This is a genomic window from Streptacidiphilus sp. EB129 (genome assembly GCF_041262645.1).
In the GTDB taxonomy this organism is placed as follows: Bacteria; Actinomycetota; Actinomycetes; order Streptomycetales; family Streptomycetaceae; genus Streptacidiphilus.
Window position 1 is genome coordinate 352,836 of record NZ_JBGCCS010000003.1, and the last position, 13,690, is coordinate 366,525.

The 13,690-nt window shown below is 71.1% G+C and carries 14 protein-coding genes; 8 read left to right on the forward strand and 6 right to left on the reverse strand.

Going from position 1 to position 13,690, the window contains the following annotated elements; all coding sequences use genetic code 11:
- Positions 1 to 98 precede the first annotated feature (98 nt).
- Together ABH925_RS06150 and ABH925_RS06155 are read right to left on the reverse strand one after the other, a co-directional pair.
- Positions 99 to 407: an SHOCT domain-containing protein gene (locus ABH925_RS06150; RefSeq protein ID WP_370145898.1), complete on the reverse strand. Its 309-nt coding sequence runs from the start codon at positions 405 to 407 to the stop codon at positions 99 to 101.
- A 35-nt stretch (positions 408 to 442) separates the two neighbouring features.
- Positions 443 to 910, reverse strand: coding sequence for a DUF6325 family protein (locus tag ABH925_RS06155; protein WP_370145900.1), 468 nt, complete (start codon positions 908 to 910; stop codon positions 443 to 445).
- 183 nt (positions 911 to 1,093) lie between these two features.
- On the opposite strand from ABH925_RS06155, the gene ABH925_RS06160 reads away from it, so the two are divergent.
- Positions 1,094 to 1,720: a TetR family transcriptional regulator gene (locus ABH925_RS06160; protein WP_370145902.1), complete on the forward strand. Its 627-nt coding sequence runs from the start codon at positions 1,094 to 1,096 to the stop codon at positions 1,718 to 1,720.
- Between the two features lie 82 nt (positions 1,721 to 1,802).
- Positions 1,803 to 3,461 carry an acyl-CoA dehydrogenase family protein gene (locus ABH925_RS06165; protein ID WP_370145977.1) on the forward strand — a complete coding sequence of 553 codons (1,659 nt, stop codon included), beginning with the start codon at positions 1,803 to 1,805 and terminating at the stop codon, positions 3,459 to 3,461.
- Positions 3,462 to 3,493: 32 nt separating this feature from the next.
- Here ABH925_RS06165 and ABH925_RS06170 read toward each other — a convergent pair whose 3' ends face one another.
- Positions 3,494 to 4,222, reverse strand: a complete 729-nt coding sequence (locus tag ABH925_RS06170; protein WP_370145904.1) for a hypothetical protein — start codon at positions 4,220 to 4,222, stop codon at positions 3,494 to 3,496.
- Positions 4,223 to 4,766: 544 nt separating this feature from the next.
- Between ABH925_RS06170 and ABH925_RS06175 the strand changes: the two genes are divergently transcribed.
- On the forward strand, positions 4,767 to 5,528 hold the full coding sequence (locus ABH925_RS06175; RefSeq protein WP_370145906.1) for an AIM24 family protein: 762 nt from the start codon (positions 4,767 to 4,769) through the stop codon (positions 5,526 to 5,528).
- A 117-nt stretch (positions 5,529 to 5,645) separates the two neighbouring features.
- Here ABH925_RS06175 and ABH925_RS06180 read toward each other — a convergent pair whose 3' ends face one another.
- Together ABH925_RS06180 and ABH925_RS06185 are read right to left on the reverse strand one after the other, a co-directional pair.
- A complete protein-coding gene (locus tag ABH925_RS06180) occupies positions 5,646 to 6,098 on the reverse strand; it encodes a hypothetical protein (RefSeq protein ID WP_370145908.1) in 453 nt (150 codons plus the stop codon).
- On the reverse strand, positions 6,095 to 7,819 hold the full coding sequence (locus ABH925_RS06185; RefSeq protein WP_370145910.1) for a hypothetical protein: 1,725 nt from the start codon (positions 7,817 to 7,819) through the stop codon (positions 6,095 to 6,097). The genes ABH925_RS06180 and ABH925_RS06185 overlap by 4 nt, the downstream gene beginning before the upstream one ends.
- Before the next feature lie 503 nt (positions 7,820 to 8,322).
- Between ABH925_RS06185 and ABH925_RS06190 the strand changes: the two genes are divergently transcribed.
- From ABH925_RS06190 to ABH925_RS06210, 5 genes are all read left to right on the forward strand, one after another.
- Entirely contained in the window at positions 8,323 to 9,228 is a 906-nt protein-coding gene (locus ABH925_RS06190) for an aldo/keto reductase (protein WP_370145912.1), read from the forward strand.
- 529 nt (positions 9,229 to 9,757) lie between these two features.
- Positions 9,758 to 10,006, forward strand: coding sequence for an SCO5918 family protein (locus ABH925_RS06195; RefSeq protein ID WP_370145979.1), 249 nt, complete (start codon positions 9,758 to 9,760; stop codon positions 10,004 to 10,006).
- A 143-nt stretch (positions 10,007 to 10,149) separates the two neighbouring features.
- The gene (locus ABH925_RS06200) at positions 10,150 to 10,986 is read left to right on the forward strand and encodes a TrmH family RNA methyltransferase (RefSeq protein ID WP_370145914.1); all 837 of its coding nucleotides are present in this window, start codon (positions 10,150 to 10,152) and stop codon (positions 10,984 to 10,986) included.
- A gap of 98 nt (positions 10,987 to 11,084) precedes the next feature.
- Positions 11,085 to 11,759 carry a formylglycine-generating enzyme family protein gene (locus ABH925_RS06205; protein ID WP_370145916.1) on the forward strand — a complete coding sequence of 225 codons (675 nt, stop codon included), beginning with the start codon at positions 11,085 to 11,087 and terminating at the stop codon, positions 11,757 to 11,759.
- Positions 11,760 to 11,892: 133 nt separating this feature from the next.
- Positions 11,893 to 12,687, forward strand: coding sequence for a PIG-L family deacetylase (locus ABH925_RS06210; protein ID WP_370145918.1), 795 nt, complete (start codon positions 11,893 to 11,895; stop codon positions 12,685 to 12,687).
- A gap of 32 nt (positions 12,688 to 12,719) precedes the next feature.
- Here ABH925_RS06210 and ABH925_RS06215 read toward each other — a convergent pair whose 3' ends face one another.
- Positions 12,720 to 13,655 carry a hypothetical protein gene (locus ABH925_RS06215; RefSeq protein WP_370145919.1) on the reverse strand — a complete coding sequence of 312 codons (936 nt, stop codon included), beginning with the start codon at positions 13,653 to 13,655 and terminating at the stop codon, positions 12,720 to 12,722.
- Between the last annotated feature and the right edge of the window lie 35 nt (positions 13,656 to 13,690).

Here is a 13,690-nt window from a genome sequence, read left to right on the forward strand (position 1 = left end):
CCAGGGGTTGGCGGTCCGGCGGACCTGCCCGCTTCATCCTGAAATACCCGATCAGTCTACGTTCGTGCAGCCGCGCCACCACGCCGGGGGCGTGTCGGCTAGGTTCCGAGCAGGCGCTGCTTGGCCGCGGTGAACTCCGCCTCGGAGAGCAGGTTCTGCGAGTAGAGCGTGCTGAGGCGCTCCAGCTGGTTCAGGGTGTTCTCGTCCATCGGGACCCCCGCCGCCGGTGCGGCCGCCGGGGCTGGGGCCGGGGCCTCGGGCGCGGGTGCCGCCGAGGCCGCCCGCTGCTGCTGGCGGGCGGCGACGCGCCCGCTGACGGCGGTGGCGGTCCCGGCCACCACCGCGGTCCGGGCGGCCGCACCGATGAGGCCGGGGCGGCGACCGCGTCCGACTGACCTGCCGATCATCTGGCTCTCCCTGGGTCGGGGTGGGGTGGTGCTGTCTACCGGGCGATGGCGAGCAGGTCCTGCTCGACGACGGAGGCGGGCACCCGCTCGTGCGCCACGACGATGCCGTCCGCCTCGCGGATCCGCTGGGCGAGCGCGGCCGCCCAGGTGTTCTCCCAGACGATCAGCGCGGCCGAGCAGTCCGGCGGGATCTCCTCCGCGATCAGCGTCAGGTCCTCCTCGCTGAGCAGCCCGCCGATCTCGCCGTCGATGTCCGCGAAGACCCGCGCCTCCTCCGGCTCCAGACTCTCGAGCTCCATCACGGTCACCGTGCCCTCGGCGTCCTTCTTGACGAAGGTGAGGTCGATGATCCGGACCACTCCGGAGGTGACGAGCTTGCGCAGTTCCGGCGCGATGGCGCCGCTGAACTTGTTTCCGGGGAACGCCACCACCAGGTAGTCGACCGGTCCCAGGTCTTTCGCTGCCGCTGCCTTCGCTGCCGCTGCCTTCGCTGCCGCTGCCATCGCTGTCGCTCCCGTCGTCGCCGCTGATCACTGCACGCGGATCGAGGTGCCTGCGGCCCATCCTGCGTCCGGGCGCCGGACCCGGCCACCGGGGAGCGGCCGTCGCGGGGACCGTGGTCGGGATGCCGTGGCGATGCGGTCGCGATGATGGACTGAAGGTCTGAACAGTGGTTCACTTCTTGCATGGCCTATCGCAGGACCACCGCGGTCGAGGACCGGCTCGCCGCCGCCCGGGAGCGCCTCATCGACCAGGCGATCGAGGTGGTCGCCGAGGTCGGCTGGGCCGGTGCCTCGGTGACCGCGGTCGCGGCCGCGGCCGGGATGTCCGCCGGATCGGTCTACCAGCACGTCGAGTCCAAGGCGGCACTGGCGGTGGAGGTGTTCCGGCGCGCCGCTGGACGCGAGGTCGAGGTGCTGCACCGGGTACTGCGGGACGGCGACGGCGATCCGGTGCAGCGGCTGGCCGCCGGGGTCACCGTGTTCTCCCGCCGTGCCCTGGAGCGCCGGGGCCTGGCGTACGCGCTGCTCGCCGCTCCGTCCGAGCCCGCGATCGAGCAGGAGCGGCTGGAGTTCCGCCGGCGTTACCGCAGTGTGTTCGCCGAGGTCGTCCGCGAGGGAGTGGCCGCCGGGCTGCTGCCCGAGCAGGACGCCGAGGTGACCGCCGCCGCCGTGTGCGGGGCGATCGGCGAGATGCTGGTCGACCCGCTGTCCGAGTCGTCGCACGGGCGCGACGCCGGGCGCGTCGTCGCCGAACTCGCCACCATGTCACTGCGTTGCGCGGGCGCCAGGCCCGCCGCCGCTCCCCGCTGAGTCGGAGGACTCCACCGTGACCGTGACCCCCGCCCCGCTGACCCCCGTGCCCGCCACCGCCGCGCCGGTGACCGCTGCCCCGGTGGCGTTGTCCACCGCGCCGCCGTCCCCCGTGCGCACGCATGTGGTGACCAACCAGGCCCCGCCGCTCGTCGGCCACGACGTCGCCGAGGACCCGGCGCTGCTGGAAGGTGTCCGTCGCGAGGGGGCCGACTGGTGCCTGGACGAGCTGCACCGGCTCGGACGCCTGGCCGGGTCCGAGCAGGCGCAGCGCTGGGGCGAGGAGGCCAACCGCTGCGAGCCGGTGCTGCGCACCCACGACCGCTACGGCAACCGCATCGACGAGGTCGAGTTCCACCCCTCGTACCACGCGCTGATGGACGTGGCCATCGGCGCCGGTCTCGGCGGTGCGCCGTGGGCCGAGGACCGCCCCGGCGTCCATGTGGCAAGGGCGGCGGGGCTGTTGGTGTGGAGCACGGCCGAGCAGGGGCACATCTGCCCGGTCTCGATGACCTACGCCGTCGTCCCCGCGCTGCGGGCCGCGCCGGAACTGGCCGCCGTCTACGAGCCGTTGCTCACCAGCCGCAGCTACGACCCCGGACTGCGCACCCCGGCGACCAAGCGCGGCCTGCTGGCCGGGATGGGGATGACCGAGAAGCAGGGCGGCTCCGACGTCCGCAGCAACACCACCACCGCCACCCCGCAGCCGGACGGGAGTTGGCGGCTGCACGGGCACAAGTGGTTCACCAGCGCGCCGATGAACGACCTGTTCCTGGTACTGGCCCAGGCGCCCGGCGGGCTGTCCTGCTTCCTGCTGCCGCGGGTGCTGCCCGACGGCAGCCGCAACACCTTCCGCATCCAGCGGCTCAAGGACAAGCTCGGCAACCGCAGCAACGCCAGCAGTGAGCCGGAGTTCGACGACACCGTGGCCTGGCTGGTCGGCGCCGAGGGCCGCGGCGTGAAGACCATCATCGACATGGTCACCATGACCCGCCTCGACTCCACCCTCGGCTCCGCCTCCGGGATGCGTGCGGCGCTGACCCAGGCCGCGCACCACGTCCGGCACCGCGCCGCGTTCGGCGCGACGCTGATCGACCAGCCGCTGATGCGCAATGTCATCGCGGACCTGGCGCTGGAGTCGGAGGCCGCCACCACGCTGGCGCTGCGGATCGCCGGCGCGGCCGACCGCGCCCAGCGCGGGGACGCGGCGGAGCGGAAGTTCCTGCGGATCGCCACCGCGCTGGGCAAGTACTGGGTCTGCAAGCGTCAGCCCGCGATGGTCGCCGAGGCGCTGGAGTGCCTGGGTGGAAACGGATATGACGAGGCATCAGGCATGCCTCGGCTCTATCGCGAGGCGCCGCTGAACGGGATCTGGGAGGGTTCGGGCAATGTCAACGCCCTCGACGTGCTGCGTGCCCTGAGCCGCGAGCCCGACGCCCTGCAGGCCTACACCGACGAGGTGGCGGCCGCGGCGGGCGCGGACGCCCGGCTCGACCAGGCCTGGCGCGAGCTGCGCGGCGAACTCGCCGACAGCGCCGACGCGGAGCTGCGGGCCCGCCGCCTGGTCGAGCGGATGGCGCTGGTACTCCAGGGCGCGCTGCTGGTGCGGCACGCCTCGGCCGCGGTCGCCGACGCCTTCTGCGCCAGCCGGCTCGCCGGCGACCGCGGTCTCGCCTTCGGCACGCTCCCGCCCCGGGCGGACCTGACCGGGATCATCGCCCGCGTCCCCGGCGCCGAGTAGCCCGGGGCGCCGAGTAGCCCGGCCGGTGCGGGTCAGACGCCCTTGAGGTCCGCGGTGAGGGTGGCCAGGTCGATGCCGTTGACCGTGCCCGCCTCGCGGTACTGCTGGGCGAGCACCGCCCAGGCCTCGTCGGAGTAGGTCGACCACCAGTCCCAGGCGACCTTCTGCACCGCGCCCCAGGTGATCACGTAGAGCCAGTCGGCGTCGTAGCCGAGCAACGGGATGGCGTGCCCGCCCTCGATCGGCTGCGACTGCCAGCCCGGGTCGAGCGTCCACGGCTGGCCCGCCTGGAACTGCTGCTGCGCGTTGGACGGCACCTGGATGCCGGCGTAGACCCCGCCGAAGAGCGCGATGGTCTGCCGAATCGCGGTCAGCGCGTGGACGTTGACCGGCGCGTAGGCCACCACCTGGTTGCCCCACAGGCCACCGGTCTGCCAGGCCTTGAGCACGTCGGACTCGGCCAGGCCGCTGTCCTGGCCGCCGGACAGCGTGAAGTACTGGTCGACGACCTGCTGCGCGGTCGGGACCGGGTCCTGCTCCTTGGTCTGCGCGTTCCAGGACTGGATCAGGTGCGCGGCGGCCGCCATGGTGCAGTCGCCGTACTGGTCGTTGCCGTCCATGGGCCAGGTGCTGACGCCGCTCGCCCAGTCGACCGAGGCCGGGGGAGCGGGGAGCGGGGCCGCCGCGTAGGCGGTGAAGTCCTTGAGGGCGACCGGAAAGCGGGGACCGAGCTTTCCGTACTTTCCTGCGACACGGCTCATCCATACCTCCATACATTCGTACGCTTTTCCGGACGGCGGGGGACTGCTCCCGGAAATCCGCGCTGGCACCACGCTTCCAGATCCGGGCGATTTCTCCTATGACATCGCACGAATTCCACCCGTGGGTTCTGCGGCGATCTCCGTGTTGACGCGACGGCTGGGAGCTGCGAATACTCGTGGGAACGACGGGGCGGGCCAGAAGTGCGCGGCGCCGTCGGAGAGTCGGGCGCACAGGTCCGCACCGGGGCGGCGGAAATGATCGCCGGGCATCGGATCATCCTCTGATTCAGCGGGGCCCGGCGCGGGTTCCGGCGGGAACGCGGCAGAGTCAGTTCGCGTACCCCGGTGATCAGGTCGAGGCGGCGGCGCACCGCGCGGGGCGGGGGAGCGGGGACGCGGGTCCGTACCGGGTGTGTGCCGGGCCCGTGCCGGTCCGGCTACAGATCAGGGCCCGGTGCTTGCGGTGTCGGGCGGACGCGCTAGCGTGCGCGACAGGGGCACAGGGCCCAGCGGTTGCGGACAGGCAGACAAGGGGGCGGCGGCCATGCAGGCTGACATCAAGGGCAGCACCATGCCGGTGCTGGAGGTACAGCTGGCACCGGGCGAGAGCGTGGTCACGCAGCACGGCGAGCTGTCGTGGATGTCGTCCAACATGCAGATGTCGCAGACGATGTCCGGCGGCCAGGGCGCTGCCGGTGGCGGGCGCGGACTGATGGGCGCCATGAAGCGGGTGCTGGGCGGCGGGAGCCTGTTCCTGACCCAGTACCAGGCCCAGGGCTCGCCCGGCCTGGTCGCCTTCGCGTCCAAGGTCCCCGGGCACATAGTGCCGGTCGACATCATGCCGGGCCAGTCGTTCATGGTGCACCGGCACGGCTGGCTCTGCGGCACCCCGGGGGTCACCCCGTCGGTCGGCCTGCAGCAGAGCTTCCGCGGCGGGCTGTGGGGCGGCGACGGCTTCGTGATGCAGCGGCTGGAGGGGCAGGGCCGGGCCTGGATCGAGCTGTCCGGCGAGCTCACCACCTACGCCCTGGCGCCCGGGCAGACGATGCTGGTGCACCCGGGCCATGTGGGCATGTTCGACCAGCAGGTGCAGTTCACCATCACCCGGGTCCCGGGCATCGCCAACAAGATCTTCGGTGGTGACGGCTACCACCTGGTCGCGCTGACCGGCCCGGGCCAGATCTGGCTGCAGAGCATGCCGCTGCCCAACCTGGCCCACTCGCTGGCCCCCTACATGCCCGCCGGGGGTGCGGAGAACACCGAGGCGGCCGGCATGGGCGGCATCATCGGCGGGATGATGCGCTGACCGGCTGACCCCCGCCGAGTGGCTGCGCCGCTGACCCGCCGCGTGTGGAGTCCCGGGCTGGCCTGCCGTCCCGGGCGCTCCGCCGCGGCTACCCCCGCGCGGGCGCGGCCGCCGGGCTCAGCCGCCGAGGGTGAGCTTGAGGCCCTCCTCGATGGCGAGCACCAGCTCGATCAGCGGTGCCGCGCCTGCGACCAGCCCGGACAGCTTGCCGAGCCACTTGTGGACGCGCTTGCCGTCCGGTTCCTGCTCCGCCAGCTCCTCCGCCAACTCCTCCGCGATGGCTGTGGCCTGGGCCGCCGGCTGTGACTCCAGGCCGTAGTCGCCGGTCCCGGCCAGCAGCCGGAGCAGTTCCTGGGCGGCGGACCGGGCCCGGTCCAGGCCCGGGGCTCCGGGCTGGGCCTGGTTGACCACCGTGCGGTTGTTCTCTCCGGCGACGACGACCGAATCGCTCACGGTGCCTCCGCTGATCACCACCCCGCTGTTGCCCGCCCCCGGGCTGCCCGCGGCCCGGGCGCCGCCGTCGCCGCGACTGCCAGCACTGCTGCCGCCGTTCTCCGCCGTACTGGTCATTTTTTCTTCTTCGCCCTCTCGTCGGTGGGGACCTGCTCGATGACGGTGTTGCCCTGGCCGGCGACGATGGTGCCGTGCATCGCGCCACCGGTCATCAGGACGCCGGAGTTGTACACGGCGGTCCTGCGTTCGAGGAGTTCGGAGACGTCGATGTCGCGCTCGACCAGGGTGGTGGCCACGAAGTCCAGTGTGCGCAGGTGGATCTGACGGGAGATCCGGGCCACGTCGACGCGCTGGAAGTAGTTGCGGTAGTTCGGTCCGGAGGCCAGGTCCCGCAGGCTGAGGCGTGCGCCGTAGTCGAAGGTCAGGTCGCTCTTGATGGCCTGCAGCAGTTCCGAGTTGCGCTTGCGGCGCCGGGCCGGGGCGCGCAGGGCTCGGTACAGCCGCACCGGCGAGCTCACCAGCGCCAGGAATCCCGCCGCGACCGACTGGGCCCCGAGTACCGAATCGTCCCCTCCGGCCCGGTCGGCCGGCAGGTAGGACACCTCGGGGGCCGGTGCGTCCACCACCGAGTCCGCGACCCGGTAGGCCTCCTTCACCGGTGGCAGCAGAAACGTGGTCGACTCCAGGTAGAGGGTGCCGCCGCTAACCGTGACCTGCAGGAACACCGAGAGCACCAGATCGGCGCCCCAGGCCGCGACCTGGCTGCGCAGGCAGTGCCGGATCGGGCCGCGGTGGTACCCGCGATACCTGCGGACGATCTCCTCGGGAATCCAGTACTCGGGTGTCGAGTTCTCGTCGGGCAGTACCGCCTTGGTCAGCCCGCTGAGGCGCACGGCGTTCTGCCGGACGACGGTGCCGTCGACGAACAGCTTCTCGGTGACGGTCAGTCCGGCGATGCCGTCGGCCGAGTCGGTGGTCTCCTGGCCGAGTTCGCTGAGCTGCGCGACCAGGCCCTCGACCAGTTCGCCCGCCGTCACCGGAACGGTCCACGGCTCCCGCTGCGGCGGAATGTCCCCGACCAGGTCACGCGTGGCGTTGAGGCGGGTGGTGGTCGACCAGGAGTCGAGCTCGACACCGGAGCCGATGAAGGGGGAGTAGCCGCTGTAGACGGTGATGTTCCCGTCCGTGATCGGGCCCTCCGGCACGCCGTTGGGGTAGCCGGTGGCGAACCCCCGGCTGGTGAGGCGTTTGCTGACGATGTGCCAGGCGGAGGAACGCTCCTGCCAGGTGATGATCCAGGGGATCAGGACCAGCAGCGGGTAGCCGATGATGAGGTCGGGCACCAGCCCGTGGATCCAGACCAGCGGCCAGGGCAGGATGGGGGCGAACTCCGCCACGATGGCCATCGCCGCGAGCGCGATCAGCAGCCGCACGACGGCACCGACCACCACCCGCACCTGACCGCCGCCCTGCTGTCCGGAGACCGGGTGCCGTAGCCGGGCGGGCCGGGGGTCGAGGCCGGCGGGCGGGCCGGAGATGAAGACCATGAGCACCCACATCACCAGGGTGAGGGCCGGCTGGAGCGCCAGGGAGACCAGCAGACAGACCACGAGCCCCGTGTCGCGGTCGGCGACGCGCTGCAGTGCCTGCCGTGCGTGCTGGTGGACCAGCATGATGTTGATCCCGAAGGTGGGGGCGTAGGCCCGGTGGTGCTCGTCCTCGATCTCCTCGACCACTTTCCGGGCGAACTCCTCGTCGAGGTGCGCGCCGGCGCAGAGGTACCGGGTCGCCGCGGCCGCCTCCTCGACGAGTACCGCGACGCCTTCTGCGGTCTGCACTCCGCCACCTCCACAACTCGCGGGGATTCAGGGTCGATTGCGCCAAGAGTCCGAAACTCGGGGGTCCAGAGTGGCACGGGGCAACGGGCTGTGTACGTATACGGTCAACAGCAATCTGTCACGATTGCGTCACGTCGCCCCGCTTGCGGTGGTCGGCCGAGGGCCGCAGGGCCATGGCTACGACGATGTACGGCAATGTCCTGCTACGTCAGGCCCTGTGCCACACACCCCCATTGGTCGGGGTGGGCGCTGTCGTGCCCGGCGCGGGGCGTCGCGGGCTGCCATCGGACGGCTGCCGCCGCTCAGGGCCAAGGGCCATCGTGCTGCCCTGATCACGGAGCCGGTGACCAGCGGCATGCTCATCAGTTCAAACGATCCGTTGCATCGTCACGTTCCCGCCCGCGGTGTGACATTCCCCCATCCAGCTGCGCCTTTTCACGGTCGTGGCCACTCCTCCATGATTCGTCGTCGGTGGAGACGATCACGACGGAGGGACCGCGGACTTGAACAACACTGGTACTACTACCGATGCATCGGCCGCAGGCACATGGATGCTGGGCGATAGGAGCGTGAACCGGATCGGCCTCGGCGCCATGCGCCTGACCGGCGACGCCGCGTTCGACCTCGGCGTGCCGAGCGACCGGGATACGTCGATGAGGGTGCTGCGTCGCGCGATCGAGCTCGGCGTCAACCACATCGACACCGCGTCCTTCTACTTCTCCCGGCTGCGCTCAGCCAACGAACTGATCAATACGGCGCTGTCCCCGTACCCGGAGGACCTGGTCATCGCCACGAAGGTCGGACCCGGCCGGGATCCGTCGGGCGAGTGGTACTCGGCCTCGCCGGAGCAGCTTCGCGGCCAGGTGGAGGAGAACCTGCGCCAGCTCGGCCGCGATCACCTCGACGTGGTCAACCTCCGCAGGATGTCCCAGCCGTCGATTGCCGAGCACTTCGGTGCACTCGCCGAACTTCGCGACGCCGGACTCATCCGGCACCTGGGCGTCTCCGAGGTCACCGCCGCACAGTTGGCGGAAGCCCAGGCCATCGCTCCGGTGGTGTGCGTGCAGAACCGGTTCAACATCGACGTCCGGACGCATCATCAGGTGCTGGGCCTCTGCGGTGAACAGGGCATTGCGTTCGTGCCCTACTTCGCCATCGCCGGCGCGGGACGGGAGCGCGGTGCGGTCGCCGGCGGGGTCGAGAACGAGCACATCCTGGCCATCGCCGCGGCCCACGGCGCCACGGCGGCCCAGGTCCGCCTGGCGTGGACTCTTCAACTGGGCCCGCATGTGCTGGCGATCCCGGGGACCGGCAACCCCGACCATCTGGAGGCCAATGTGGCGGCCGGCGCCCTCCGGCTCACCGGTGCGGAGATGGATCAGCTCAGTGCGCTCGGCCAGGAGCAGTAGCTGGTCCGGACGGACGCCGCCGCCGGAGCCCGCGCGGCGGCGGCCGGCGGACCGGTGGTCCGTGGATCGATGCTCAGCGGGGCGAACGGCCCGTCCGGCCGTGAGTGGTAGAGTGCGAACACGACCACCGTGAACCGTTTCTCGGGTGGTCAAAGAGGCCACAAGCACCAGACTTCCACCCAGCCGTCACCGTAGGCACCGCGGCCAGCCGCCGAGCCGTCCGGCCGGATCTTCAGAGTGAGCCAGGCCGGATGTCACCACCCGCAGCAGGAGCCTGCTCAGGCTTTCCGGTGCTGGTGGAACACCGCCGAATTTCAGTTCTTCGAGCGGTATGCCGCAGGGACGATACCCGTTTGGGTTCATTTACCCCACATTGATGAATCCTTCCATTCGCTATATCTTCCATATTCAGTAGCGTCGGCGTGTGCTGGGTCGTGGCCGGGCGGGTATTCCCGCAGGTGGCAGCGGCAGGCGTTCGCCCGGCGTCCGCCGGGATTGGCGACGCCTCCCCTTCGACCTGCGAGGCATGATGCGTTGCACCATCGCTGGACACTCCTTTTACCTGCAGGCGAGCGAGGTGGAAGCGGCTCTGAGCGGGATCAAGCCCGAGCCGATCACCGGCTCGTGCGTGCGGATCGGGCGCCGCTGGTACCCGGTCAAGCAGGTGGGCGCGGTCGTCACCCGGCAGGACCGGCGGGACTTCAGCGCCGCCGAGGTCATGCGCGCGCTGCAGGGGCTCGGCTTCACCTGCGCCCCCACGCCCCCCGACGCCTCGTAGCCCGCACACCTCCGCCTGGCCCGGCTGCCTGCGCGATCCGGGCATTCGGAGGAACTCTGGTTTGATCGGGTGGAGCGGGCCGGTACGCGGGTGCGGAGGCCGGTCCCGCCGTATGACGCAGCGCGATCACACCAGGGGGACAGGTGCCGGCGGTCCAGCGAATCACCTCACGTAATGCCCGGTTCCAGCAGTGGCAGGCCCTGCTCACCAACCGCAACAAGCGGCAGCGGGCCGGGGAATTCCTGGTCCAGGGCGTGCGGCCGATCTCGCTCGCGGTGGAGCACGGCTGGCCGGTTCGGACACTGATCTTCGACGGGCAGCGGACGCTGTCGCGGTGGGCCACGGAACTGCTGGGAGCCGTCCGGGCCGAGCAGGTCGCCATGGCCTCGGACCTGCTGGCAGACCTCGGCGAGAAGAACGAGTCGGCGCCGGAGATCATCGCCGTGATCGGAATGCCCGCCGACGACCTCGACCGGATCAGGGTCGACGACGACTTCCTCGGCGTGTTGTTCGATCGTCCGACCAGCCCCGGGAACATCGGCAGCATCATCCGTTCGGCCGACGCCTTCGGCGCCGACGGCCTCATCGTGGCCGGGCACGCCGCAGACGTCTACGACTCCAAGTCGGTACGCGCCAGCACCGGCTCGCTGTTCGCCCTGCCCGCCGTCCGGGTTCCCTCGCCCCGCGAGGTGACCGACTGGCTGGACGTCCGCCGCTCGGCGGGGCGGCCGGTGGTGATGGTCGGAACCGACGAGCACGGCGAGTGCGATGTCTTCGACTTCGACTTCACCCAGCCGGTCCTGCTGCTGATCGGCAATGAGACCAGCGGGCTCAGCAGCGGCTGGCGCGAGTTGTGCGACCACACCGTGAGCATCCCAATGTCCGGCGCGGCCAGTTCCCTCAACGCGGCCAACGCCGGCACCGCAGTCCTCTACGAGGCCTCCCGCCAACGCATCGCCGCCGCCAGGCCGTCCCCCTGACGGAGATTCGCGCGTCCGGGCGGCGACTGTGGCCGTCGGGGCGCTCGGCGGCGCGAGAGGTGATCGTCCGCGGCGGGCACCGGTAGGATCGGCGGATCATGGACATGAGCGCAGGGCACATGATGGTCGACGTCCCGCCGGGGCGGGTGACGCTGGCGGACCGGCGGACGCAGCGCACGTGGTCGGTGGACCTCGCGCCCTACCGGCTCGCGGCGTTCCCGGTCACCCAGGGGTTGTACGCGCAGATCACCGGCCGGCGGCCGAGCCTCGCCGAGGGAGATCAGTTGCCCGTCGAGGGCGTGTCCTGGTGGGACGCCGTTCGCTTCTGCAACGAGCTGTCCCGGCGTGACGGCTTCGCGCCGGTCTACCACCTCCATGCCGACGGTGAGGGCATCGACTGGGACCCGGCCGGCGACGGGTACCGGCTGCCGACGGAGGCGGAGTGGGAGCACGCCTGCCGCGCCGGTACGACCGGGCCGCACTACGGGCCGCTTGACGAGATCGCCTGGTACCGCGGCAACGCCGACGAGCGGATCCATGACGTGGGCGGCAAGCAGCCCAACCCGTGGGGCCTCTACGACATGCTCGGCAACGTCTGGGACTGGTGCTGGGACATCTACGACGCCGAGGTCTACGGCAGCTACCGGGTGCTCCGAGGTGGCGGCTGGTTCGACGAGCACTGGAGCTGCCGGGCCTCTGCGCGGCGCCGCAGTCACCCGAGCTTCGAAGTCGATGACGTGGGCTTCCGCGTCGCGCGTTCCGTCCTGCGCTGATCCGGGAGCGGAGCGGAGCGGTCGCGATGCGAGGGCGGGGCCGGGGCGGCGGGTGAGCGCATAGGGTGGGACGGCGTCGTTGGAACCTGTCTCTTACGGAGGACTGCAACCGATGGATCGTCAGCTGACGTTGATGGCTGTTCATGCCCACCCCGACGATGAGGTGCTGTCCACCGGCGGGGTGCTGGCCAAGGCCGCGGCCGAGGGCATCCGCACTGTTCTGGTCACCTGTACCAACGGGGAGCAGGGCGACGGACCCGGCGGTATCAAGCCGGGTGCGCCCGATCACGACGAGGCGGCGGTCCGCGAACTGCGGCTGAAGGAGCTGGCAGAGTCGGTGCAACTGCTCGGCATCTCCGATGTGGAGCTGCTCGGTTACCACGACTCGGGGATGGTGGGCTGGGAGGCCAACGACCGTTCGGTGGCCTTCGCCAACGTCCCCCTGGACGACGCGGCCGACCGGCTCGCCGGGCTGATGGAGAAGTACCGGCCCGATGTCGTGGTCACCTATGACGAGAACGGCAACTACGGCCACCCCGACCACATCCAGGCCCATCGCATCACGGTGGCGGCGATCGAGAAGAGCGGGATTCCGGCGAAGTTCTACCACACCGCGATCCCCCGTGGCGCGGCGGTCGAACTCTTCGACTACCTGCGCTCGACCGGTGTCGACCTGGGCGGCTTCGAGCCACCCGCGGACTTCGGCACCCCGGACGAGCTGATCACGACGGTCGTGGACGTGTCGCCCTATGTGGTCCGCAAGCGCAAGGCGCTGGAGGCGCATGCCAGCCAGGGCGAGAACATCTTCATGCTGCGGATGCCCGAGGAGGGCCAGCAGCGGATGTTCGGCCAGGAGGCCTTCGTCCGGCAGTTCAGCAACGTTCCCACCCCGGAGTCCGAGGACGACCTCTTCGCCGGCCTGCGCTGACCGCCGTAGCGGCCAGCGACTATGACGCTGCGTCAGTTTCCGGTCGGATCCAGGGCGTTCGCCCCTGACCCCAGCCCGATGGGGTTGGGGAAGGGCAGCGCCCTGGTGGCCGCGTCGGCGAGCGGGCGCAGCAGTTCGGTGAGCCGGGTGACCCCGCTCTGGCCCAGCGCCTGCCAGGGGGCTGCGGCCAGGACGTCGGTGGTCGTCTCGATCTGCTCGCGCGCGGCCGTGGCGACCTCCGTCGGGCTGCCGTCGGGGTGCAGCCATCCACGGGCGGTCAGCCTGGCACCGGCGGCGTCCCACTCCTGGTCCGACCAGCCGCGGGCGGGCTGCAGCAGCCGTCGGTCGTTGTCCACGGCGGCACGCCACACCAGGCTCTCGCAGCCGTCGAGGCCGGCGACGAGCAGCGCCGCGACATGGCCGTCGCCCCGGTGTTCGCGCAGCACGGTGGCCGCGTGCCAGAGGACGTCCAGCGGATCCTCCGGCCAGGGCAGCGCGGCGTTCGCGGCCGCCAGCACCCGGCCGGTCACCTCGACGGACTCGGCCGCCGTCCGGCACAGCTGTGCCGCCTCCGCGAGTCGGCTGACGTCGGCCTCGGTGTCGGTCTCGGTGTTGGCATTGGCGTTGGAATTGCCGTTGGCCTCGGCCAGCAGGGCCAGCAGCGAGGACCGCGCTCCCGCCGCCCGGGCGTCCAGCGCCTGCTGCGGGTCGGCCAGCTCCCAGAGCGACGGCAGGGCGCGCTCGACCATCGGGCGCGCGAAGCCGTAGAACGCCGCGAACACCGGCGCCGGTCCGACCCGGCCCAGCGGTGCGGCTCGTCCGCCGAAGTAGCCACGCCAGAAACCGTGCAGGCCGACCTCCTCGAACGCGGCCCGCGCCTGCGGTGCGAAGTAGGTCACCGCGTGCAGGGGTTCGAACAACGTCCACATCATCCGGGCGGTACGCGCCGGGTTCTGATCAAGGGTCACCCGGACGACTCTACCCACTGGTAGGTCCGCCTGTG

What these genes read in the sequence shown, in the direction of transcription:
- ABH925_RS06150 (WP_370145898.1), bottom strand. Translation starts at nt 407, where the DNA reads ATGATCGGCAGGTCAGTCGGACGCGGTCGCCGCCCCGGCCTCATCGGT.
- ABH925_RS06155 (WP_370145900.1), bottom strand. Translation starts at nt 910, where the DNA reads ATGGCAGCGGCAGCGAAGGCAGCGGCAGCGAAGGCAGCGGCAGCGAAA.
- ABH925_RS06160 (WP_370145902.1), top strand. Translation starts at nt 1,094, where the DNA reads ATGGCCTATCGCAGGACCACCGCGGTCGAGGACCGGCTCGCCGCCGCC.
- ABH925_RS06170 (WP_370145904.1), bottom strand. Translation starts at nt 4,222, where the DNA reads ATGAGCCGTGTCGCAGGAAAGTACGGAAAGCTCGGTCCCCGCTTTCCG.
- ABH925_RS06175 (WP_370145906.1), top strand. Translation starts at nt 4,767, where the DNA reads ATGCAGGCTGACATCAAGGGCAGCACCATGCCGGTGCTGGAGGTACAG.
- ABH925_RS06180 (WP_370145908.1), bottom strand. Translation starts at nt 6,098, where the DNA reads ATGACCAGTACGGCGGAGAACGGCGGCAGCAGTGCTGGCAGTCGCGGC.
- ABH925_RS06195 (WP_370145979.1), top strand. Translation starts at nt 9,758, where the DNA reads ATGCGTTGCACCATCGCTGGACACTCCTTTTACCTGCAGGCGAGCGAG.
- ABH925_RS06205 (WP_370145916.1), top strand. Translation starts at nt 11,085, where the DNA reads ATGGACATGAGCGCAGGGCACATGATGGTCGACGTCCCGCCGGGGCGG.
- ABH925_RS06210 (WP_370145918.1), top strand. Translation starts at nt 11,893, where the DNA reads ATGGCTGTTCATGCCCACCCCGACGATGAGGTGCTGTCCACCGGCGGG.